The organism is Halomonas sp. Mc5H-6, from assembly GCF_024124705.1.
GTDB lineage: Bacteria > Pseudomonadota > Gammaproteobacteria > Pseudomonadales > Halomonadaceae > Vreelandella > Vreelandella subterranea.
Map to the genome: position 1 here is coordinate 172774 of NZ_JAMXSI010000002.1, position 21464 is coordinate 194237.

The following is a 21464-nucleotide window of genomic DNA, read 5'->3' on the forward strand; positions in this document are numbered from 1 at the left end:
CGTGACATGTCTAATGTCAGGTTCACGCCTCAGAGTGCGACGGCCCTGGGCCAGGGCCGCCGCGTCAATTAAGCGGTAGCTTGATTAAAAGCCTTCCAAGACCAGTTTGCCGATCGTGCGGTTGCTCTCAATAAGTGCGTGCGCGCGTTTTAAGTTCTCTGCATTAATGGGGCCTAACACCTCTCCCAAGGTGGTTACCAGCTTTCCATCATCGACCATGGTCGCCACTTCTGTGAGCAGATCGTGCTGCTTGGCAATGTCGTCAGTGGTGAATAACGGGCGGGTAAACATCAGTTCCCAATGCAGTGAAAGACTCTTCATTTTGAGCTTCCGTACATCGATCAGTTCAGGATCATCAATCAGTGCCAATTTGCCCTGAGGCTTAAGGGCTTCAATTATGGCATCGAAGTGGTGATCGGTCTGGTTAAGGCTGACCACCATATCCACCCCGTCAAAGCCCGCCGCTTTAAGCTCTTGATCAAGTGGCTGGTGGTGATTAATCACCGCGTCGGCGCCTAGCGACTTCACCCAGGCCTGGCTTTCGGGCCGAGACGCTGTCCCGATGACGGTAATGTCGGTGAGCTGTTTGGCAAGTTGCACCAGGATTGAGCCCACGCCGCCTGCTGCGCCAATCACCAACAGGCTTTTGCCTTGGGTGTTGCGCATACCCAGTTCCAGACGATCAAACAGCAGTTCCCAGGCGGTAATCGCAGTCAGCGGCAACGCGGCGGCTTGAGTGTCAGAGAGGCTTGTCGGCGCCAGGCTGGCGATGCGCTCATCGACCAGTTGAAACTCGGCGTTAGAGCCCTGGCGGGCAACGTTGCCCGCATACCACACTCGGTCGCCCGGCTGAAAGCGCGTAACGGCGCTACCAACGGCATCCACGATGCCCACCGCATCATAGCCCAGCACGCGCGGCTCGCCGACTTCCGGCAGGGCGCTACTGCGCACTTTGGCATCCACGGGGTTAACGGAAATGGCGCTCACTGCAACGCGAATATCGTGGGCTTCCGGGGCTGGGGTGGGTAAGTCGATAGTCTGCAGCGCATCGGGGTGATCAATGGGCAGGCTTTGGGTAAAGGCGATCGCTTTCATAATGGTGGGTTCCCATGAGTTTAAGTAGCGCCATCATGCCTGGATATCGGGTTGCTAAAAAGGGGACTAGAGATTGCGCGCTCGGCCCGCGGTCATGGCTGAGCGCCACCCGCCGTTTGCGATCATCCCCGGCGAGCGCGCATTCTACTTGTTAACGTTACGGAACAGGCGATTCGCGAGACTCCCCAAGACGAAGCGGGTGAAAAACTGGATAATGGCGGCCATTCGCCGACCGGCTCATGTATTTAACCGCCCAGGCACACTCATTACCCCGGACACCCGCTCATGGAAATCAAAGTCAACTACCTCGACAACCTCCGTCTGGAGGCCAAGTTCGACGATTTTACGGTCACCTCCGACCAGCCGATTCGCTACAAGGGCGACGGCTCGGCCCCAGGCCCTTTTGACTACTTCCTGGCCTCATCGGCTATGTGCGCCGCCTACTTCGTCAAGGTGTACTGCAACGCGCGGAACATTCCCACCGAAAACATCCGCCTGTCGCAAAACAACATTGTCGATCCGGAAAACCGCTATAAGCAGATTTTCAAAATCCAGGTCGAACTGCCGGAGGATATCTCCGACAAGGATCGCGAAGGCATGCTGCGTTCCATCGACCGCTGTACGGTGAAAAAAGTCGTCCAGACCGGCCCCGAGTTTCAGATCGAGGTGGTCGAGAACATCGACGAAGACGCCCAGGCATTGCTGATGGGGGCGCCGGAAGGCAGCAGCACCTACATCGAAGGCAAGGACCTGCCGCTGGAACAGACCATTGCCAACATGAGCGCGATTTTCGCTGATTTGGGCATGAAGATCGAGATCGCCTCCTGGCGCAATATCGTGCCTCACGTGTGGTCGCTGCATATTCGTGATGCGGCCTCGCCGATGTGTTTTACCAACGGCAAAGGCGCCACCAAGGAGAGCGCGCTGTGTTCGGCGCTGGGCGAGTTCATCGAGCGCCTGAGCTGCAACTTCTTCTATAACGACCAGTTCTTTGGCGAAGAGATTGCGAACAGCGAATTTGTTCATTACCCCAATGAGAAGTGGTTCAAGCCGGGGCCGAATGACGAGCTGCCCGCGGAGATTCTCGACGAGCACTGCCTGGCGATCTATAACCCGGAAGGCGAGCTATGCGGCTCCCACCTCATTGATACCAACTCGGGTCGCGAAGACCGCGGTATTGTCTCTCTGCCCTATGTGCGCCAATCCGACGGCGAAACGGTCTACTTCCCCTCCAACCTGATCGAAAACCTGTTCCTCAGTAACGGCATGAGCGCGGGCAATACCCTGGTGGAAGCCCAGGTGCAGTGCCTTTCGGAAATTTTCGAGCGGGCAGTGAAGCGGGAGATCCTCGAACAGGAGTTGGCCCTGCCGGATGTGCCCCAGGAGGTGCTGGCGAAATACCCCAGCATCGTCGAGGGTATCAACGCTCTGGAAGCCCAGGGCTTTCCTGTGCTGGTCAAGGATGCCTCCATGGGCGGGCAGTTCCCGGTCATGTGCGTGACCTTGATGAACCCACGCACTGGTGGCGTGTTTGCCTCCTTTGGCGCCCACCCAAGCTTTGAAGTGGCGCTGGAGCGCAGCCTGACCGAACTGCTCCAGGGCCGCAGCTTCGAGGGGCTGAACGACCTGCCGCTGCCCACCTTCAACTCGCAAACCGTGGCCGAGCCGAACAACTTCGTTGAACACTTTATCGACTCGGTGGGCGTGGTCTCCTGGCGCTTCTTTAGCGCCAAGCCCGACTTTGAGTTCAGCGAGTGGGACTTCTCCGGCAGCAATGAGGAAGAAGCCGGGACGCTGTTTGGTATCTTTGAAGAGCTGGGTGCCGAAGTCTATATGGCGATCCACGAAGACCTGGGGGCGCCGGTGTGCCGTATTCTGGTGCCGGGCTACTCGGAGGTTTATCCCATCGAGGATCTGATCTGGGACAACACCAACAAGGCGCTGGATTACCGCGAGGATATTCTCAACCTGCACCGCCTGGATGACGACCAACTCACCGACCTGGTCGAGCGCCTGGAAGACAGCCAGATGGACGATCACACCGATATCATCACCTTGATCGGTATCGAATTTGATGAAAACACCGTGTGGGGGCAGTTGACCATTCTGGAGCTGAAGCTGCTGGTCTATCTGGCGCTGCAGCGTCATGAAGAGGCGCTGGACTGCGTGCAGATGTTCCTGCAGTACAACGACAACACCGTCGAGCGTGGCCTGTTCTATCAAGCGGTGAACGCGGTGCTGGAAATCGCCCTGGATGACGAGCTGGAGCTGGATGATTACCTGCCCAACTTCCAACGCATGTTTGGCGAAGAGACCATGGCAGCCGTTGTTGGCTCGGTGGAAGGCGCCGTGCGCTTCCATGGCCTAACGCCCACTAACATGCGGCTAGAAGGCCTGGAACGCCACCAGCGCTTGATCGAAAGCTATAAGAAGCTTCACGCGGCACGGGCGGCGAGGGCGGAAGTGTAAAGAAATAACGCCACTCCTTACATCACGCTAAACAAAAAGTGCGCGGCCCCAAAAGGCGCGCACTTTTTTTTGTGATGCACTCTGGTGCACCCGCTGATGCAGTCACTGCATACAACTGCAACGCTGCGCCAAATTTCATCCTGCCCCACGCTTGGTAAAACGTTCTCCGCGGCGCGCATTCCAAACGCGCGATTTTAAATAGCCACGTATTCCAACATAACGCTAATACAACAACGCGGAGAGAATCACATGCTCGATATGCTCAATGACCTTCTGTGGGGGAAGGTGCTGCTGGTGCTGCTGGTGGGGGTTGGCATCGGTTTTACCGTTGCGTCTCGCTTTGTGCAGTTTCGCTATTTCAGTGAGATGTTTCGTATCCTGGGCTCCGGCCAGGCCTTCAAGCGCAACCAACACGGCCATTTAAGCTCGTTCCAGGCGCTGGTGCTGTCTGTAGCCGGGCGTGTCGGTGGTGGCAACATCGCCGGTGTGGCGGTGGCGATTACGCTGGGTGGCCCGGGGGCAATTTTCTGGATGTGGCTGGTTGGCTTGATGGGCATGGCCACCAGCTTCCTGGAGTGCACCCTGGCGCAGACGTATAAAGAAGCCGAAGGCGACGGCACTTACCGTGGCGGCCCGGCATACTACATCGTTAAAGGGCTGGGTAAGCATTGGCGCTGGCTGGCAGCGTTCTATTCGGCACTGCTGCTTTTGACCTTCGGCTTTGCCTTCACTGCACTGCAATCTTATTCGGTGGCGACCTCTTTTGGTGACGCCTTCGGCGTGCCGGTATTGTATAGCGGCATCGGCCTTGCGATGCTCGTCGGGCTGATTATCTTCGGCGGTATCAAGCGGATTGCTCGAATTTCCGAGTTTTTGGTGCCCTTTATGGCGGTGAGCTATATCGCCATTGCGCTGTTGGTCATTGCCATGAACATCGGTGAAATCCCGGGCATTATCGCGCTGATTGTGAAAAGTGCTTTCGGTCTTGAACCCCTGATGGGTGGCGGGATCGGCGCGGCCATCATGATGGGCCTGAAACGCGGCCTGTTTTCCAACGAGGCGGGCCTGGGTAGTGCGCCCAACGTGGCGGCCGTTGCCTACGTACCGCATCCGGCTAACCAGGGTATCGTGCAGGCATTTTCGGTCTTCATCGATACCGTGATCATCTGTTCCGCCACGGCGTTCTTGATTCTGCTTAGCGGCGCTTACGACCCCGCTGTGGGCGCTGGCGTTGAGGGGATCGCGCTAACTCAGGCCGCATTGGCCGACCATGTGGGCGAATGGGGACGCACCTTTGTCAGCCTGGCGCTGCTGCTGTTTGCCTTCAGTACTATTCTGTACAACTACTATCTGGGTGAGAACAGCCTCAACTTTTTCAGCCGTGACAACCAGAACCTGTTCAATGCCTTCCGCGTGGCCATCGTGCTGCTGGTGTGCTGGGGAGCGACCACCGATTTGGGCACCGTGTTCGGCTTTGCCGATGTCACCATGGGGCTTCTGGCCGTGGTCAACCTGCTGGCGCTGATCATGCTGTTCAAGCGCGGCCTGCGCATTTTGAAAGACTTCGACGGGCAGCGTCGTCAGGGCATCAAGCAGCCGATTTTTGATGCTAACCAGCACCCGGATCTCGATCTGGATCCCAAAGCCTGGGAACTGGACCCCGAAGAGGCCGATGCATTAAAGCAGCGCCTGGAAGGGGTGCCTGCGAAGTAAGCAGTTAACTGGAACGTATTGCTAAGACAGAATAGGAGAACCCATGCCCCGCGTACTGATGCTCTATACCGGTGGGACCATTGGTATGCAGCCATCGCCACAAGGTTATATACCCTGCGCGGGGCTGGCCGAACGCCTGGCGGCGCACTTGGCGCTGGGTGACCCTTACCGGCTGCCAGCGTTTGATGTGATTGAGATGCAGCCGCTGATGGATAGCGCCGAGCTAATGCCAGTTGCCTGGAACCGTCTGGTGGCGCTGCTGGAAAGCCACTGGCCCCACTACGACGCCTTTGTGGTACTCCACGGCACCGATACCATGGCGTACAGCGCCGCAGCACTTTCGTTTATGCTCGGCGCGCTTAACAAGCCGGTGATCTTCACCGGTTCCCAAATTCCCTTGGGTGAGCCAAGAAGCGATGCGCTGAATAATGTGGTCAGCGCGCTACAGCTTGCGGCTCACCCCGCGACACCTTGCGAAGTCAGCCTGGCGTTTCATGACCGGCTATTGCGCGGTAACCGGGCGCGCAAGGTGCGCACTCAAGGCCTGGATGCCTTCGACTCTCCCAACTTCCCCTGGCTCGCTGAGCTTGGTATTGGCGTAAGTTTCCCCCAGCCCTCGGCACTGCTGAGCGGTCTGCCCAACTTTGCCCCTATTGAGGTGGACGACGAGGCGGTCGCGGTACTGCCGCTGCATCCGGGGATGTCGCTGCGCCGGGCAAAGGCGTTGCTGGAGGATAAAACGCTGAAAGGGCTGGTGCTTTACAGCTACGGCGTAGGCAACCCGCTTAGCTTTGACGGCGAGCTGCTTGACGCCCTGAAAGCGGCCAACGAGCGCGGCGTCGCGCTGCTCAACGTGACCCAGTGTGCCCAGGGCAAGGTGGTACAGGGCGCCTACGCCACCGGAGCCGCGCTTAATCAGGCGGGCGTGATCGCTGGAAGCGACATCACACTGGAAGCCGCCCTGGCAAAGCTCACCGTTTTACTCGGCCGCGGACTATCGGGCCTTGCATTGCGAGACTGTCTGAAAAGCGCGGTAAGGGGTGAATGCCGTCATACTGATCAATGAACGTCGGGTATCGCTAACCCGAAAGCGACAGAAAGAACAGAATAAGCGGCGGTGACAGCAGCGAGAGAATAAACCCGCTGACCACGGCGATGGGGACGCAGGCCACGCCGCCGTGTTGTTGAATGACGGGCAGGGTGAAGTCCATGGAGGTGGCGCCGCCGTAGCCGATGGCCAGCGCCGTGTGGCGGTGGATCACCAGCGGAATCAGGATAAATGCCAGCAGCTCGCGGGTCAGGTCGTTGAAAAATGCCACGCCCCCCATCAATGGCCCCAACTGGTCGCCAATCAGGATCGCCGACAGCGAGTACCAGCCAAAGCCTGCGGCCATGGCGAGGCCTTCGTTCCAACTGAGTGACAGAAGCGGGGCGGCCAACAGGCCTGCCAGTAGCGAGCTAAGCGCCAGGGTGACGGCAATGGCCAGCCCCAGGCGATTGAGCAGGATCTGCTTGAGCGGCATGCCCGAGTTGCGCAGCTGGCAACCGATCAGCGCCAGAAGGCCATAGAGAACCCACTCGGCCAATAAATCGGCCGTGGAAAACAGCCCTTCCCCAAACCGCGGGCCGGCCAACAGGCCGGTCGTCACCCCAGCCGCCACTACGGCAACCAACAATAACGAGCCCTGCATCGCGGCGAGCTTGCTGGTAGGCGCATCCTTGACCACCGGTGACTGGCCTGCCTTCAGCGCCACCCTGCGCGACAGCCACCATAGCGCGACCAGATTAAGCAGCGTGGTAATACTAAACAGGAGAAGGGCGTTGCCGCCCAGCTTGGCAAGCTGGTTGGACAGGTTTTCAAGCCCGGCCAGGCTAATGCCCATCAGCAGCAGGATGATGTAAACGGCACTGTTGACGGCATGGTTGATGCGCTGTTGCCAACGCAACGCGGGGACGGGTACCAGGTAACCCAGCAGCAGCGGGAGAAGGACAATCAGTAATCCGGAAAGCATTTACGGCGTGTCGCCCCCGCTTGGGTTGAAGTCGGTCAGGGCAATCTGCGTTTCGCGCTCGCCGTCCTTGAAATATTCCGCTGAAAGCAACAGTCCGGGCCAGTCCGGATGAAAGCTCAGGTGAAGCTCACGGTCATCTTTTTCTGCATTGAGCATGATGACATTCAGCGCGTCGAACTCACCGGCGGGGACGTTGATGGGGGCTTGGCTTTCCATATAGTACTGGTAGTGCTCTTCTTCTCCCTCGTGATCGAGAAAGCGCAGATCGCAGGGGGCCGTTTCGCTGCAGTTTTCCTTCCCCGCGCGGCGGGATAGGTCGAACAGGGCCGTTTGCCGATCAAGCGTCGTGAGCTGTTCTTCCTTGAGCTGGTAGTCGTTGCCGATGCCAAACAGCGAGTAGCGGCTGTTATAAAGCAATGCGTGCGTGGCATCGTCAGCGACGCTGAAGCGGCTGCGCTCTTCACCACTGACGATGGCAATCGAGAAGCGCATGTCGCTGCGCCAGTGGCTTTCTTCCTGGCTCAAATGGTGAGTGATGGTAGCGCTTGGCCAGCCGTCAACCTTGAGCCGGTAGTGTGCCTCAAAAGGCTGGGGCGTCGAGAAAGCCGTGCCGGGCGATGCCTCGGCAATGGCCGCCGTCACGCCGATAAAACACAGCGTGATTGCAACCGCGAGGCAGCGAGGGTACTGAATAGAGGGTAATAGAGCGCATTGCATGTTGAGTCTCCCTGACAAGTAGTAGTCCAGCCAACGGGGGTAGCCTAGTGCTATCACACCGTGGACGATAGATGCTTCAGGGTGTCACTCAGTTCCACCGGGTAATCGCTTTCACCTTGCTCCAATGCCGTCACCGAGGCAGGAAAACGCGGTAGGGCATCCGCCACGCGAGCCCTGGCTTGATGTGCTTGTGCCATCGTGTCGGGGATGATAACACCGTTTTGTACCACCGGGCTCAGAAGGGCTTCTCCGGGAATGTGGGTGTCATCGCGTTGGGCAATCGTGTCGCCAATATACCGCCCGGCAGCATCCTGGCGGCGGTATATCTGTTTGCGTGTCGGCAGGCTGATTTTGCCGGGGGAGTGTTTGGCCCTTGGCTGCCCGGCGTATTCAACCAGCTTGTACGAGAGATCGATGACCGGGGCATCTGCCGAAACGCCCATTTGAGTACCTACGCCAAAGGCATCGATGGGGGCTTCCTGGGCGACAAGCTCGGCAATGCCATGCTCGTCCAGACCGCTGCTGGCAATGATCTTGATGTCGGTGAAACCGGCATCGTCCAGCAAGGCGCGGGCCTTGCCTGCAAGCTGGCCTAGATCGCCGGAGTCGAGGCGAACGGCACCCACCGATAAATCGGGTAGGTCGCGGAGCATGTCAATCACATGCCTGACGCCTTCCAGGGTGTCGTAGGTGTCGACCAGTAAGGTGGTGTTGGGGTAGTGACGGGCGAATGCACGAAATGCCGACGGCTCATCGTCATGGGCAAGAACATAGCTGTGCGCCATGGTGCCACTCAGCGGCAGGTCATGACGCAGCCCGCCGAGCACATTGCTGGTACCGTTCAGCCCGGCGGTCTTGTAGGCCCTGACCCCACGCACGGCAGCATCGATGCCGTGTACACGGCGCATGCCAAAGTCGACCACCGGACGGTTGCCTGCCGCCCACACGATGCGGGCGGCCTTGGAGGCGAGCACGGTTTCCAGTTGCACGAGGTTCATGATGAGGCTTTCCAGCAGTTGTGCCTCGGCGATCGGCGCGTCCACTTCAAGCAGCGGCTGATGGGGAAAAAGCGGCGTCCCTTCGGGCACGGTCCAGATGTCCCCGGAAAACCGCCAGTTCGCGAGCCAATTCAGAAAGTCGTCGTCGAAGCGCCCGGTGGACGCGAGTTTTTCAATGGCCGCATCGTTAAAATGCAGCTGGCTGAGTTTGGCCGCAGCGTGCTGCTGGCCGCAGGCGAGGATAAAGCGGCGTGACGGGGGTAGCTGGCGGAAAAACAGGCTGAAAGTGGCGGGCGTGTCATGTATGCCCTCCTTCCAGTACGCCTGGATCATGGTCAGTTGGTAGAGGTCGGTTAATAGCGCCAACTCCTCGTCTGCAACGCTCAGCGTTAACGGTTCATTCATGCGCGTACCTCGGCCCCGGCAGCCTGCATTTCATGGCGGCAGCGCTCGACGGCGTCAGGGTCAGCCGCGGCGGATAGCGTTTCCAGCAACAGGGTCGTAAAGCCCTCGCGGCAGGCGGCAAGCACCGTGGCATGAACACAGACATCAAGCGCCAGGCCGCAGACCACGACGCGCTGGATACCGTTTTCGCGCAAGTACTCGCCAAGCCCGGTGCCATCGAATGCCGAGTAGGCGTCGGCGTTGAACGCCGTGGCCTTGCTGACGCGGATGACCTCATCGGGCAGGGTGAGGTCGGGGTGGAAAGCCGCTCCCGGCGTATCCTGAACGCAGTGTATCGGCCAGGGGCCGCCCCGGTGGCTAAAGCTGACATGGTCCACCGGGTGCCAGTCGCGGGAAGCCACCACGGTGGCACCGGCGTTCAGGGCGGCGGCAATCTCGGTATTAATGCCCGGCACCAGAGCGCTGCCGCCGTTAATCGCCAGCGCACCGCCTTCACAGAAGTCGTTTTGCATATCGACGACCAGCAGGGCGTCGTGGCGTTGATAATCATGGAGGGGCGACGTCATGGTACGTTTCTCCTTCGTTTACAAGGGTTTACTGCCTATCCCGCAGGGACAGGATAGCACGCCGTCTGTTTCGGCCTTCAGTAACCGGCCTCAGGGTCAATAGTGGTGACGGTTTCCCCTGCTTCAAAGGCCTTTACGTAATCAATCACTTGGTCGATAGCGTCACTGAGGGGCGTGGGGGCGGCCATGTGCGGCGTGATGAGGACCCTGGGATGCTGCCACAGCGGATGCTCGTCGGGTAGCGGCTCTTCCTCGAAGACGTCCAGCAGGGCACCGCGGATATGGCCAGGTTGGCTGTTGTTGCCCAGCGCTTCCAGCAGTGCCTGCTCGTCAATCAGGCTGCCGCGACCGGGGTTGATCACGCTGGCGCCATCGGGCAGCTTGGCAAGCCGCTCGGCGTCAAGAATATGCCGGGTGGCAGAGGTATCGGGCAGTATGGTGACCACCGTCTGCACCTGGCCCAAGAGCTCGTCAAGCCCGTCATCGCCATGGTAGCAGCGTACACCGGTGATCTGTTTGGGTGAACGGCTCCAGCCAAGCACCGGGAAGCCCGCCTGGTGCAGCAAATCGGCCACATAGCGGCCAATCGCCCCCAGGCCGAGTACGCCCACCGGCCATTGAGACTTCGCCACGACGTGCTGCGGTTGCCAGTTGGCGTGCTGCTGTTGAGCGGCATAGCGGTCCATGCTGCGGTAGAAGTGCAGCACGCCATACAGCACATAGTCGGCCATCAGTTCGCCCATGCCCGCATCGCGCAGCTTGACGATGGGCACATCCGTTGGCAGGCCCGGGGTTTTGAGCAGGTAGTCGACGCCTGCGCCGAGGTTGATAATGCCTTTAAGCTGGGTCTGCTCCTCGAGCAGATGCGCAGGCGCTTTCCAGACGGCCAGATAATCGGCGTTTTGACGCTGATCTGCTGGCGCATCGCTGGTGACGACCTGGGCATCAGGAAACGCATCGGCCAGCGCTTGTTGCCACTCTGCAGCCTCGTCTATGTGTACGACGATCTTCATTGCCTAGTCTCCCTCAGACGCTTGTTCGTTGCATCCATGATGGGGAGCTTCGTAGAGCGCTGCAAGCAGGGGTGAGCGTTTATGTGTCAATTGCCCCTGCCATTCAGTGCGCCCGGATCGTCTTATACCAGATCCCGCGGGATCTCCTCGTCCCAACTCTTGGAAAAGACCCGGCTGTCGCCCTCGAAGGCATCCAGGGTGGCCCGCAAGCGAAAGCTGGTGGCATTGGAGGTCATCAAGGTGCGGGTCAGGCTGCGGACCTCCCAGTCACCGCGACGGAAACGGCGCTCCCACTCGGTCCAGCCGCTGAGGCTGTCGTAGTTGCCGTAAGCATAGGTGTAGCGCTCGATCACCCGTGACGAAAGTTCGAGATCGATATCATCCAGGCGGAAGGTGCCTTCGTCATTGATGACCTCAAGCGTGGTCTGGTCCTGGGCCAGGTCGCGTATCACCCGCCAGCTTTCCTGACTGGGCTGTAACAGGCTCACGGCGAGTGGCGGTGCGCCTTCCGGTTCGCCAAAGGCGGGCAGCGCCGCCTCTTCCCGGGGCTGGGGCTCACGGCTGGGCAGGATCAACTGGCAGTCGGCAGGGTGCACGGTCAGCTTGACGGGAACCGGCGACGGCCAGGCCAGCGGCCAGTAACTGGTCGAGAGCGACAGCCGTATGGTGTGGCCGACGGGAAACTTCTGGGCGATGTGCTTGAGCGATACCCGCACGCGGTAACGCTTGCCGGGCTCCAGGGGCTGGGGGAATTCGTCGCTGTCGCGGTGGGTCAGGTTGAGCAGACCGTAGGAAATCCGGGTGGCCTTGTCATCCTCGGCAATATCGCTGAGCCGGACCGCCACCATCGCCACCGGCTGATCGGCTTCGATGTCGAGTTCCACAAACGGCTGCCCGCATATCTCGATGTCGTGATCGAGCCGGGCGGTCTGGAAGACTAACGCGCCGCCGTCCTCGTCGCGCTGATCGTGGGGTAAATCCGGGGGCGCATTATAAGAACACCACTTCCCGGCAAACAGGCCCACCGACAGCGGTGAACGTATGCTGAGCGGCACCTCGTCGTCCGCGCCCAGCCCGGCGGGGCTCTGCACTAAAGGCAGCAGATCGTGACCGCTGGTCAGCCGGAAGTGTTTGGGCTCAATCCGCGGCGAGGGCCAGCTCGGTTCGGCGACCCAGCGCCCCGGGCGTTCCTCGTAGCGGGCCGACGGGGGCACTGAATCCTGCATCCATACGCGCAGCATGGGCTCGTCCATGATCCCTGTTTCCTTGCCTTTCAACCAATGGTCCCACCAGCGCAGCGTCTCCTGTAAAAAGCCGATCGCCGGGCCGGGAACGCCAAGGTGCGGGTACTTGTGTGACCAGGGGCCCACCAGGCCTTTGCGCGGCACGTCGAGCCCCTCGAGCAGGCGGAAAACGGCGTTGCAGTAGCCATCGGCCCAGCCGCTGACGGCATAAACGGGGCAGCGAATGCGCGAGAAGTCTTCGCACACCGAGCCATGCTTCCAGTAGTCATCCCGGCGCTGATGCTGGAGCCAGGTCGACAGCCAGAGCCCGCTTTTTTCCAGGCGATCCATCCACATCTCACGCCAGCGCTCGCCGACCAACTGCGGGTCGGGGGGGCAGGTATTGCCATCGAACATGGTCGAGGCCCAGGACAGGTTGTCGCCCAGCAGGCAGCCGCCCATGTGGTGAACGTCATCGGCGTAGCGGTCGTCGGTGGAGCACAGCGTGATGACGGCCTTCAACTCGGGCGGCTGGAGCGCCGCGATCTGCAGGCCGTTGAACCCGCCCCAGGAGATGCCGATCATGCCGACGTCACCGGTACACCAGGGCTGTTTGCCGAGCCACTGCAGAATCTCGACGCCATCGTCGAGTTCCTGCTGCAGGTATTCGTCGGTCAGCACGCCGTCCGACTCGCCGCTACCGCGCATGTCGACCCGCACCCCGGCGTAGCCGTGGCCAGCCCAATAGGCGTGTGTCTGTGCATCGCGCATCGCTGTCAGGTCGCGTTTGCGATAAGGCAGGTATTCGAGAATGGCGGGTACCGGGTCGCTTTCGGCATCCACCGGGCGCCAGATACGGATGGCCAGTCGGCACCCATCGGACAGCGTGATCCAGTCTTCTTCTTCCTGCACGTTGCGCGGAAAATCGCTGACGATGTGCATGGGCCTGTTCCTTATTGTGAAAAGTGGCGCAAACCCTCAGCCGACGATGTCTTCGAAGGCGAAATGGAGCTGCTCGGCAAGCCGCGCGTAGTTGTCTTCCAGGGCGAGGTCGTCGTCGGCGCCCATCCACACGTATGCCAGGGCATAACTGTAGCTGTCCTGCTCTGGCAGAGAGGATAAACGCATACCGGCTTCGACCTGGAGGGTGATCACGGTGCCGGGGAACGCCTGCTGCAGCGTTTCGATCTCCTCGGCACTGGGGACCTGGCTGACAGTGGCGTCGCTGAAGAATACCCGATAAAAGAACTTGCCGGCGACTTTAAAATCTCCTTGGCGGTGGGGCATGTCGGGCAACTGCCCCAGTGCCAGATCCACCGTTATCTGCTGGTGGCTGACCCCGTCGACCTTTTCGAACAGGTCGCAATGCGACTGGGCCACGCGGGTATTGATCTCCAGCAGCCAGATGCGGTCCTGCACTTCGTCCCAGAAATACTCGATGTTGAAGGCCGCATTGTCATAGCCGATATGGGCCATGATCTGACGCGTAAGCTCCTGCATCTTGGTTTGAATGGCATCGGGAAGGCGCGACGGATAGCGATAGTAGAAAAAGCTCAGCACCTGCGGATAGCGGATCGAATCCACAATGCCATACGGGACGACATCCCCCTGGAAGACGTAGCCCTCGACCGTGCATTGCCAGCCGCCGATGATTTCTTCCGCCATGCAGTGGCCGCCATCGACCGAGCGGACGTTTTCCGGCAGCCGGGCATGTTCCAGCACGTAATTAAACGGCTCAGAAATTGTCCCGATCCCTTCGCACAGCCGCTCGACGGCATAGGCGAAGTCTTCGGGGCTTTCGATACGAAATCCCAGTCGTGAGCCTGACGACTTGATCGGCTTGACGAAGAAGGGCATATACAGCCCGGCTTCGCCGATGCGCTGAAGGGCACCGGGGTCGAAAGGGTCAAAGGCGGTGAAGCGGGGAATGTAGTCGCCGATCACCTCTTTCTGAACGAGTCGACTCCAGTACTTGTGCTCGCATTTGAGCAAGCTTTCAAGGCTGGTCGACGGTGTGCCCAGCCGCTCGCAGAGCAGCGGCAGCATGGTCGAGACGGGAAAGTCCATATAGCCCACGATGGCATCGATAGGCTCGCCAAATGCTTTCAACTGGGTTTCGGCTCGGGCCAGCATATCTTCGATAGGAAAGATTTCCGTATCATTGACTTCCTCTGGCTCGATCACACCATGGAAGCGGTAATGTTCAGCCCCGCGTATATGCTCAAGTCGTTGACGGTTATAGTCATCCATTCCGACAACAAAAATATTCCGAACGCTCATGATCGCCTCCTGGCGCAAGCGTTGCGATCGCAGCACTCGCCGCCGAGATGAAACAGATAACAGGCACGGGAAAGGCTATTGGAAAGTATAGCGGCTTATTCTTGCTGCGCTCGGCCCATTCGCAAGAGCTCAGATGCTTTCCAGCAAGGCGTTGAATGAAGATAAAGTGACTTTATAAGGATGTTTCAGCACCGATTCGCATGCCGTATGCACATTTTGTAATAAAGGCTTTGACCGGCAACCAAGGGTGAGTGCTAGTATCGGCTCAAGACGACATTGGCGGGCCTACTGTGGCGGTGGCCAGGTCGATCCTGTGGCCCAGCGGCGCTGGTTCTTAGTGATCTTTAATGGCGAGTTGCCCGATGACTCAGGTTTCCCTGCCCTTCACTCGTGAAGAGTATGCTAACCGCCTCTGGAAGGTGCGTGCTGAAATGGCCGTTAGAGGCATTGATGTATTGATCGTCAGTGATCCCTCTAACATGGCGTGGCTGACCGGTTACGATGGTTGGTCGTTTTACGTGCATCAGTGCGTGCTGGTGGGCCTCGAGGGTGAGCCGGTATGGTTTGGTCGCCGCATGGATGCCAACGGCGCGTTGCTCACCTGCTGGATTGATCCTGAGAACATCACCTATTACCCGGATTACTATGTCCAGAATCCGGACATGCACCCCATGGAATACCTGGCCCAGTCGATCATGCCCGACCGGGGCTGGCACCTGGGCGTGGTGGGCATGGAAATGGACAACTACTATTTCTCCGCTCAAGCCTACCTGAGCCTTTTGCGTTCGTTGCCCCACGCCCGCTTCATGGACGCCAACGCCCTGGTCAACTGGTGTCGGCAGATCAAGTCACCCCAGGAAATCGCCTACATGCGAATTGCCGCCAGGATCGTGGAAGGCATGCACTCGCGCATTCTGGAAGTAATGGAACCCGGGGTTCCCAAGAGCAAGCTGGTATCGGAAATTTACCGCGTCGGCATCGAAGGCTGGAAAGACGAAAACGGCAAGGTGTTCGGCGGCGATTATCCTGCCATTGTTCCAATGCTGCCGACGGGGAAGGACGCCGCGGCGCCGCACCTGACCTGGGATGACACGCCGTTTCGTGAAGGTGAAGGCACGTTTTTCGAGATCGCCGGTGTGTTCAAACGCTACCACGCCCCGATGTCGCGCACGGTCTTTCTGGGCAAGCCGCCGATGGATTTTATCCGCGCGGAGTCGGCGCTGCTGGAGGGCATCGAGAACGGCCTGGCAGTGGCCAAGCCGGGTAATCGGACGGCGGATATTGCCATGGCGCTGGGGGCGGCCATGGATAAATATGGCTTTGACCGCGGCGGCGCTCGCTGTGGCTACTCGATCGGACTCTCCTATCCGCCCGACTGGGGCGAGCGTACCATGAGTCTGCGCCCGTCAGACGAGACCATCCTGCAGCCGGGCATGACGTTTCACTTCATGCCCGGCCTGTGGGTGGACGACTGGGGCCTGGAAATTACCGAAAGCATCTTGATCACCGAAGACGGCTGCGAAACCCTGGCCAATTTTCCGCGCCAGCTGTTTGTTAAGTAATTAAGGAAGACACCATGACGATAACCTCCAGCCAACAGCGGCCCAGCCCGATTTCGGCCACCGTGGATTTTGACGCCGACGGCGTGCAGCACGGCTTTTTAAAGCTGCCCATCTCCACTGATGAGTCCGCCTGGGGCGCGGTGATGATCCCGGTCACCGTGGTCAAAAACGGTGACGGCCCCACGGCGCTGCTGACCGGTGGCAACCACGGCGACGAGTACGAAGGCATTACCTCGCTGTTGAAGCTGTCTTCAACGCTGAAGGCGGAAGACGTCACCGGACGGGTGATTATCGTGCCTTGCATGAATACCCCGGCCGTCATGGCCGGCAAGCGCACCTCGCCGATGGATAAAGGTAACCTTAACCGCAGTTTTCCGGGGGACCCCAATGGCGGTGTCACCTCTCAAATCGCCGACTACTTCACCCGTGTGCTGGTGCCGATGAGCGATGTGGTGCTCGACCTGCACTCAGGCGGCCGCACCCTGGATATCCTGCCTTTCGGCGCTTCCCATGTGCTGGACGACAAAAGCCAGCAGCAGGCAGCTCTTGAAGGCGCCAAAGCCTTCGGCGCGCCCTACGCCATGGTGATGTTCGAGCTGGATGCCGAGAAACTCTTCGATACCGCCTGCGAACGCCAGGGCAAGGTGTTTGTGGCTACCGAGCTTGGCGGCGGCGGCACCTCCACCCCCGAAAGCATCGCCATTACCGAGCGCGGCGTGCGCAATTTCCTGATCCACTACGGCCTGATAGAAGGCGAGGTGGAGATGCCCGCAGGGGGGCAGACGTATCTCGATATGCCCGATGCCAGCTGCTATGTGCAGAGCCAGCACTCAGGCGTGCTGGAGCTGTTGGTGGCGCTGGGTGACACGGTGACAAAAGGCCAGACCCTTGCCTACGTGTACGACATGACCCGCAGCGGTACCGAGCCGGTCGCTTACAAGGCGGAGCGCGACGGTATTCTAATGGCCCGCCGCGCGCCCTCGCTGATCAATATGGGGGACACCCTGGCGGTGATTGCCGATGTTGTTGAGCGTCTGGAGGCGTAACATTCACCGTGATGAAACTTGACCGTTACGATCTGAAAATTCTCGACATCCTCTCCCGCGATGGGCGGATCACCAAGTCGAAGCTGGCCGACGCGATCAACCTCTCGGTCAGCCCGTGCTGGGAGCGGGTAAAACGCCTGGAAAATGCCGGTATCATTCAAGGTTACAGCGCCCGCATCGACACCGACGTACTGGTGCCGCGCAATCCCGTCTGGGTTCAGATCGAGCTCAAGCAGCATAACGCCGACAGCTTTGCGCGCTTCGAAGCTCTGGTGATGCAAACCCCGGAAGTCACCGAGTGCGTGGCGGTCGGGGGCGGGGTGGACTACCTGGTCAAGTTCGAAGCGCGCACCATTGATAGCTATCAGCGCCTGATGGACAAGTGGCTGGTCTCGGACGCGGGTATCGAGCGCTACTTTACTTACATTGTGACCAAGACCGTCAAGCGGGAGTCTATCGGCATCGATATTGATGTATAGCGAGCCGCCGCATCAGCCGTTTAAAACGCATCTGGTGCGGCGAATTTGCCTTCCCTCATTTCGTTAGCCATTCTTCTAGTCCTCGCCCGAGCTTCGACCCGGCAAGCTTATTGTGGCAGTGCGTCAAAAAGTTGAAATATTGATATTGCTAGGTGCTTGGTCAACGCCAATTCAGCGTTTCGTTGGCTTACTATGAGATAAATGACATTTCCTCATTCACCTAATGGCATATACGCACCTGAATCATCGAGCTGTATCGTCAAGCTAAGCTTTAATAATTCGTTCGCCTAACGCAGAGAGAACCCGATGTCTTACTTCACCATTGCTGGTGTCCAAATGCATGCCCTGCACCACGGCGATAATACCGAAGCCATGCGTCATAGAGTTGACGCTCTGATGGCTCGTTTTCCTCAGGTTCAGATGGTGCTGTTCAGTGAACTCATGCCTATGGGGGCTTCCCCCCACCATGCCCAACCCTTGCCCAGTGATACCGAGGCGATGTTCTGCCAACTGGCTTTGCAGCATCGCATCTGGTTGATACCGGGTTCCATGTTTGAGCAGGTCGGCGAACACATCTACAACACCTCCGTGGTCATCAACCCCATGGGTCAGGTGGTGGCGCGTTACCGCAAGATGTTCCCGTTCCGTCCCTTTGAAGCCGGTGTGGAAAGCGGCAGCGAATTTGTTGTCTTTGATGTTCCAAACGTCGGGCGCTTTGGGATCTCCATTTGCTACGACATGTGGTTCCCGGAAACGACCCGCACATTGGCCGCCATGGGCGCCGAGGTCATTCTGCACCCCACCATGACCGATACCATTGATCGGGACCTGGAGCTTTCCATTGCCCGCACCAACGCGGCGCTCAATCAGTGTTACTTCTTCGATATCAACGGAGCTGGGGCCTTGGGCAATGGCCGCTCGATTGTGGTCGGGCCTTCTGGCGACGTCATCCACCAGGCAGGCAGTGGTGAGCAAGTGATACCCATCGAGATCGACCTGAACCGGGTGAGACGCGAACGCGAGAGGGGCCTGCATGGCCTTGGCCAGCCGCTCAAGAGCTTCCGCGACCGGAAGGTGAACTTCTCCCTCTATGCAAACGAAGGCGGCTCTTCCGCCTTCCTGGACACCTTGGGGCCGTTGGTAAAGCCCGGACGCGCTGATCTGGAGACGCCTCCAGAACATTAATCCCGGCAATGGCCGGCAAAGGGAGACCATCGATGAAATTTCTGTTGGATCTGATGCGTCGGCTATTGCGCCCCGCGCAGAACAATAAGGCCGCCAGCAATGCTGTTGAGCCCTCAAGCGCTCCGTCGTCCTCACAGACGACGCTTGATAACACGCGCACTCCTTCCGCCACCCAGGGAGCATCAACCATGAGCAAGATCACCTCCATTGCCGATGTTCGTCGTCACTTTCGCAATAACCAGGAACCGATTTACTTCATATCAGCGACCAACTTCAACCTGTTGGGGATTGGCGACTGGGTGAGTAATTTTCGCCATATCAACTACATCGACTGTTTTGAGGGGCAGCAGCGAAACATTTTCGTGCCTAAAGAAAAATTCCCACGTGATTTTGAAGGCATTGAAGATATCAACAACTACCTGCTGGAACATAAGGAGGTGATTGACTTCATTCAGTCGCGATCCACCGGTGATAACGCCGGTATTGCGTCTTTCCTGATGTTCGATGAGCATACCGAAGACATCTGCAAGCAACTGGGGCTAAAGATTGCCTTTCCCCCGGCGACGCTACGCCAACGCATGGATAACAAGATCGAGACGGTGCGCATCGGCAATAAAGCGGGCGTGCCCAGCGTGCCCAACGTACTGGCGAAGGTCGGCAGCTATCAGGAGCTTTGTGAGGTCAGCAAGGAGCTCGGCAGCGACCTGGTGGTGCAGACCGCCTTTGGCGACTCCGGGCATACCACTTTCTTCATTGCCAATGAAGAAGACTATTACAAGCACGCCGAAGAGATTGAAGCCGAGCCCGAAGTCAAGATCATGAAGCGGATCAATTGCCGCGGCTCGGCCATCGAGGCATGCGCCACCCGCTGCGGTACCGTCGTTGGCCCCTTGATGACAGAACTTGTCGGGTTCAAGACATTGACACCCTACAAGGGTGGCTGGTGCGGCAACGAGATGTTTTCTGGTGCCTTTACCCAGGAAGTGCGCGACAAGGCGCGTGACTATACCTTCCAATTCGGTGAGGCGCTTCGCGAAGAAGGGTACCGCGGCTATTTCGAGCTCGACTTCCTGATCGACATGGATACCGACGATGTCTACCTGGGGGAGCTCAATCCGCGCGTTACCGGCGCCAGTTCGCTGACTAACGTGGCGGCGTTTGCCCACTCCGATATCCCGCTGTTTCTTTTCCACTTGCTGGAGTTTTCAGACCTCGATTTCGACCTTGATATCGATGATATCAATGAGCGCTGGGCGCATCCCGAAAGCGTCGACAGCTGGAGCCAGCTGGTCATCAAGCACACCGACGAGAGCGTGGACCTGCTTACCCAGGCCCCCAAGACAGGGGTATGGCGTATCAGCGACGACGGCAGCATCAACTATGACCACTACAGCTACCATCCCCACGCCGCTGAAAACGAGCAGGAAGCCTTCTTCATGCGCATTAGCGGTGCCGGTGACTTCCGCTACGAAGGCGCGGATCTTGGCATTCTCATCACCCGCGGTCGCCTGATGGACGACGATTTCAATCTCAATGAGCGGGCCAAGGCCTGGATCAAAGGCATTCGCGGTGAATATGCGGGTCAGGCGCTGCAAGATCCTGTGGTGGAGGGAGTTGCCGTCAGCCATGCGATTGGCGGTGGCAACTTCAAAATTCTGTGAGTATGGACGGAAATTTATCAGCGGGCCGTGCGCCAGGGATCGAGCTGGACAAGGCATTGACGTTTCGCACCGTTCATGAAGAGCAGGCGGGGCCCAAGTGGCAATCGTTGTTTGAGTACCACTGGCCTGCCTATGAGCCCTGGTACCTGTCCGAAGGTGAACGTGAACGGCCCTCCTATCTGGAGTGCTACAACGCTTTTCGTCATCACATGCCGGAGCTGCTGGATACCTATCGCACCCTGTGCACACTGACAGGTGGCGGCGATCTGGCATCGCGGCTGCTCAGTCTGTACCGGCCGCCGCCCTATATCACCGGCTGTTCCCAGGCGGTGTTGGCAAGGCCGACGTCTACCGTGCTGGCACGCAACTATGATTATCCACCGGAGCTGTGCGAGGGCACGATTCTCTACACCCGTTGGAATCAGCGCCGGGTGATTGCCATGTCGGACTGTCTGTGGGGCGTGCTGGATGGGATGAACGATTCGGGGCTTGCCGTCTCCCTGGCGTTCGGTGGGCGCAAGGTGGTCGGGGATGGCTTCGGCGCGCCGATCATTCTGCGCTACATCCTTGAGTTCTGCGATACGGTGCCCGAAGCGGCGGCGGTACTTGAACGCGTGCCCACGCACATGGCTTACAACATTACCGTGACGGATGCCTGTGGGCGCTATGTCACGGCGATGATTGCGCCGGACCGACGCGCCAATATCCGGCGAGTTGCGGTTGCCACCAATCATCAAAAGAAAATCGAATGGTATGCCCACGCGCTGGCCTCGGAAACGCTGATTCGCGAGCGTCAGCTTTCGATTCTGGTGGACGATGACGAGACCACGAACGATCGCCTGATAGCGGCGTTTTCCGCGCCTCCCCTGTTTCGCCACGACTACCAGCGCGGCCTTGGAACCGTCTACACCTCGGTGTATTACCCTAAGGAAGGGCGTGTTGAGTTTCGTTGGCCGGGCAGGGTGCTGGACCTGAGATTCGATAAATTTTGCGAAGAACAAATGATCGTGCGCTACGGCTCGCGAGGGCTATACAGCTGA

The 21464-nt window shown here is 58.9% G+C and carries 17 protein-coding genes; 9 read left to right on the plus strand and 8 right to left on the minus strand.

What is annotated here, in order from left to right; all coding sequences use genetic code 11:
• Positions 1-84: 84 nt before the first annotated feature.
• Positions 85-1095: a zinc-binding alcohol dehydrogenase family protein gene (locus tag NH395_RS04245; protein WP_253022638.1), complete on the minus strand. Its 1011-nt coding sequence runs from the start codon at positions 1093-1095 to the stop codon at positions 85-87.
• 285 nt (positions 1096-1380) lie between these two features.
• Here NH395_RS04245 and NH395_RS04250 point away from each other — a divergent pair, with 285 nt between their 5' ends.
• The 3 genes from NH395_RS04250 (at position 1381) to NH395_RS04260 (ending at position 6343) form a co-directional block, all read left to right on the plus strand.
• Positions 1381-3564 (plus strand): OsmC domain/YcaO domain-containing protein, encoded by a 2184-nt coding sequence (locus tag NH395_RS04250; protein WP_253022640.1) that lies wholly within the window; start codon positions 1381-1383, stop codon positions 3562-3564.
• A 249-nt stretch (positions 3565-3813) separates the two neighbouring features.
• On the plus strand, positions 3814-5277 hold the full coding sequence (locus NH395_RS04255; RefSeq protein ID WP_253022642.1) for an alanine/glycine:cation symporter family protein: 1464 nt from the start codon (positions 3814-3816) through the stop codon (positions 5275-5277).
• Positions 5278-5320: 43 nt separating this feature from the next.
• Positions 5321-6343 carry an asparaginase gene (locus NH395_RS04260; RefSeq protein WP_253022644.1) on the plus strand — a complete coding sequence of 341 codons (1023 nt, stop codon included), beginning with the start codon at positions 5321-5323 and terminating at the stop codon, positions 6341-6343.
• A gap of 13 nt (positions 6344-6356) precedes the next feature.
• Here the strand turns inward: NH395_RS04260 and NH395_RS04265 are convergent, their stop codons facing one another.
• The 7 genes from NH395_RS04265 to NH395_RS04295 all read right to left on the minus strand — a co-directional run bounded on the left by NH395_RS04265 (position 6357) and on the right by NH395_RS04295 (position 14491).
• Entirely contained in the window at positions 6357-7289 is a 933-nt protein-coding gene (locus tag NH395_RS04265; RefSeq protein WP_253022646.1) for a lysine exporter LysO family protein, read from the minus strand.
• Positions 7290-8006, minus strand: coding sequence for a hypothetical protein (locus tag NH395_RS04270; RefSeq protein WP_253022647.1), 717 nt, complete (start codon positions 8004-8006; stop codon positions 7290-7292).
• A gap of 53 nt (positions 8007-8059) precedes the next feature.
• The gene (locus tag NH395_RS04275; protein WP_253022649.1) at positions 8060-9409 is read right to left on the minus strand and encodes a nicotinate phosphoribosyltransferase; all 1350 of its coding nucleotides are present in this window, start codon (positions 9407-9409) and stop codon (positions 8060-8062) included.
• On the minus strand, positions 9406-9975 hold the full coding sequence (locus NH395_RS04280) for a nicotinamidase (protein ID WP_092826229.1): 570 nt from the start codon (positions 9973-9975) through the stop codon (positions 9406-9408). Before NH395_RS04280 ends, NH395_RS04275 begins: the two co-directional genes overlap by 4 nt.
• Before the next feature lie 77 nt (positions 9976-10052).
• Positions 10053-10988, minus strand: a complete 936-nt coding sequence (locus NH395_RS04285) for a glyoxylate/hydroxypyruvate reductase A (protein ID WP_253022651.1) — start codon at positions 10986-10988, stop codon at positions 10053-10055.
• A gap of 122 nt (positions 10989-11110) precedes the next feature.
• The gene (locus NH395_RS04290; protein ID WP_253022653.1) at positions 11111-13153 is read right to left on the minus strand and encodes a CocE/NonD family hydrolase; all 2043 of its coding nucleotides are present in this window, start codon (positions 13151-13153) and stop codon (positions 11111-11113) included.
• Positions 13154-13189: 36 nt separating this feature from the next.
• The gene (locus NH395_RS04295; protein WP_253022655.1) at positions 13190-14491 is read right to left on the minus strand and encodes an ATP-grasp domain-containing protein; all 1302 of its coding nucleotides are present in this window, start codon (positions 14489-14491) and stop codon (positions 13190-13192) included.
• A 362-nt stretch (positions 14492-14853) separates the two neighbouring features.
• Between NH395_RS04295 and doeA the strand changes: the two genes are divergently transcribed.
• The 6 genes from doeA (at position 14854) to NH395_RS04325 (ending at position 21464) form a co-directional block, all read left to right on the plus strand.
• Complete coding sequence (gene doeA / locus NH395_RS04300; protein ID WP_253022657.1) at positions 14854-16053, plus strand: ectoine hydrolase DoeA; 1200 nt, start codon at positions 14854-14856, stop codon at positions 16051-16053.
• 14 nt (positions 16054-16067) lie between these two features.
• Positions 16068-17099 (plus strand): N(2)-acetyl-L-2,4-diaminobutanoate deacetylase DoeB, encoded by a 1032-nt coding sequence (gene doeB, locus NH395_RS04305; protein WP_253022659.1) that lies wholly within the window; start codon positions 16068-16070, stop codon positions 17097-17099.
• An 8-nt stretch (positions 17100-17107) separates the two neighbouring features.
• Positions 17108-17578: an Lrp/AsnC family transcriptional regulator gene (locus NH395_RS04310; protein WP_092826211.1), complete on the plus strand. Its 471-nt coding sequence runs from the start codon at positions 17108-17110 to the stop codon at positions 17576-17578.
• Positions 17579-17884: 306 nt separating this feature from the next.
• Positions 17885-18763, plus strand: a complete 879-nt coding sequence (locus NH395_RS04315; protein ID WP_066322515.1) for a carbon-nitrogen hydrolase family protein — start codon at positions 17885-17887, stop codon at positions 18761-18763.
• 32 nt (positions 18764-18795) lie between these two features.
• Positions 18796-20424 (plus strand): biotin carboxylase, encoded by a 1629-nt coding sequence (locus NH395_RS04320; protein WP_253022661.1) that lies wholly within the window; start codon positions 18796-18798, stop codon positions 20422-20424.
• 2 nt (positions 20425-20426) lie between these two features.
• Positions 20427-21464 carry a C45 family peptidase gene (locus NH395_RS04325; RefSeq protein ID WP_253022663.1) on the plus strand — a complete coding sequence of 346 codons (1038 nt, stop codon included), beginning with the start codon at positions 20427-20429 and terminating at the stop codon, positions 21462-21464.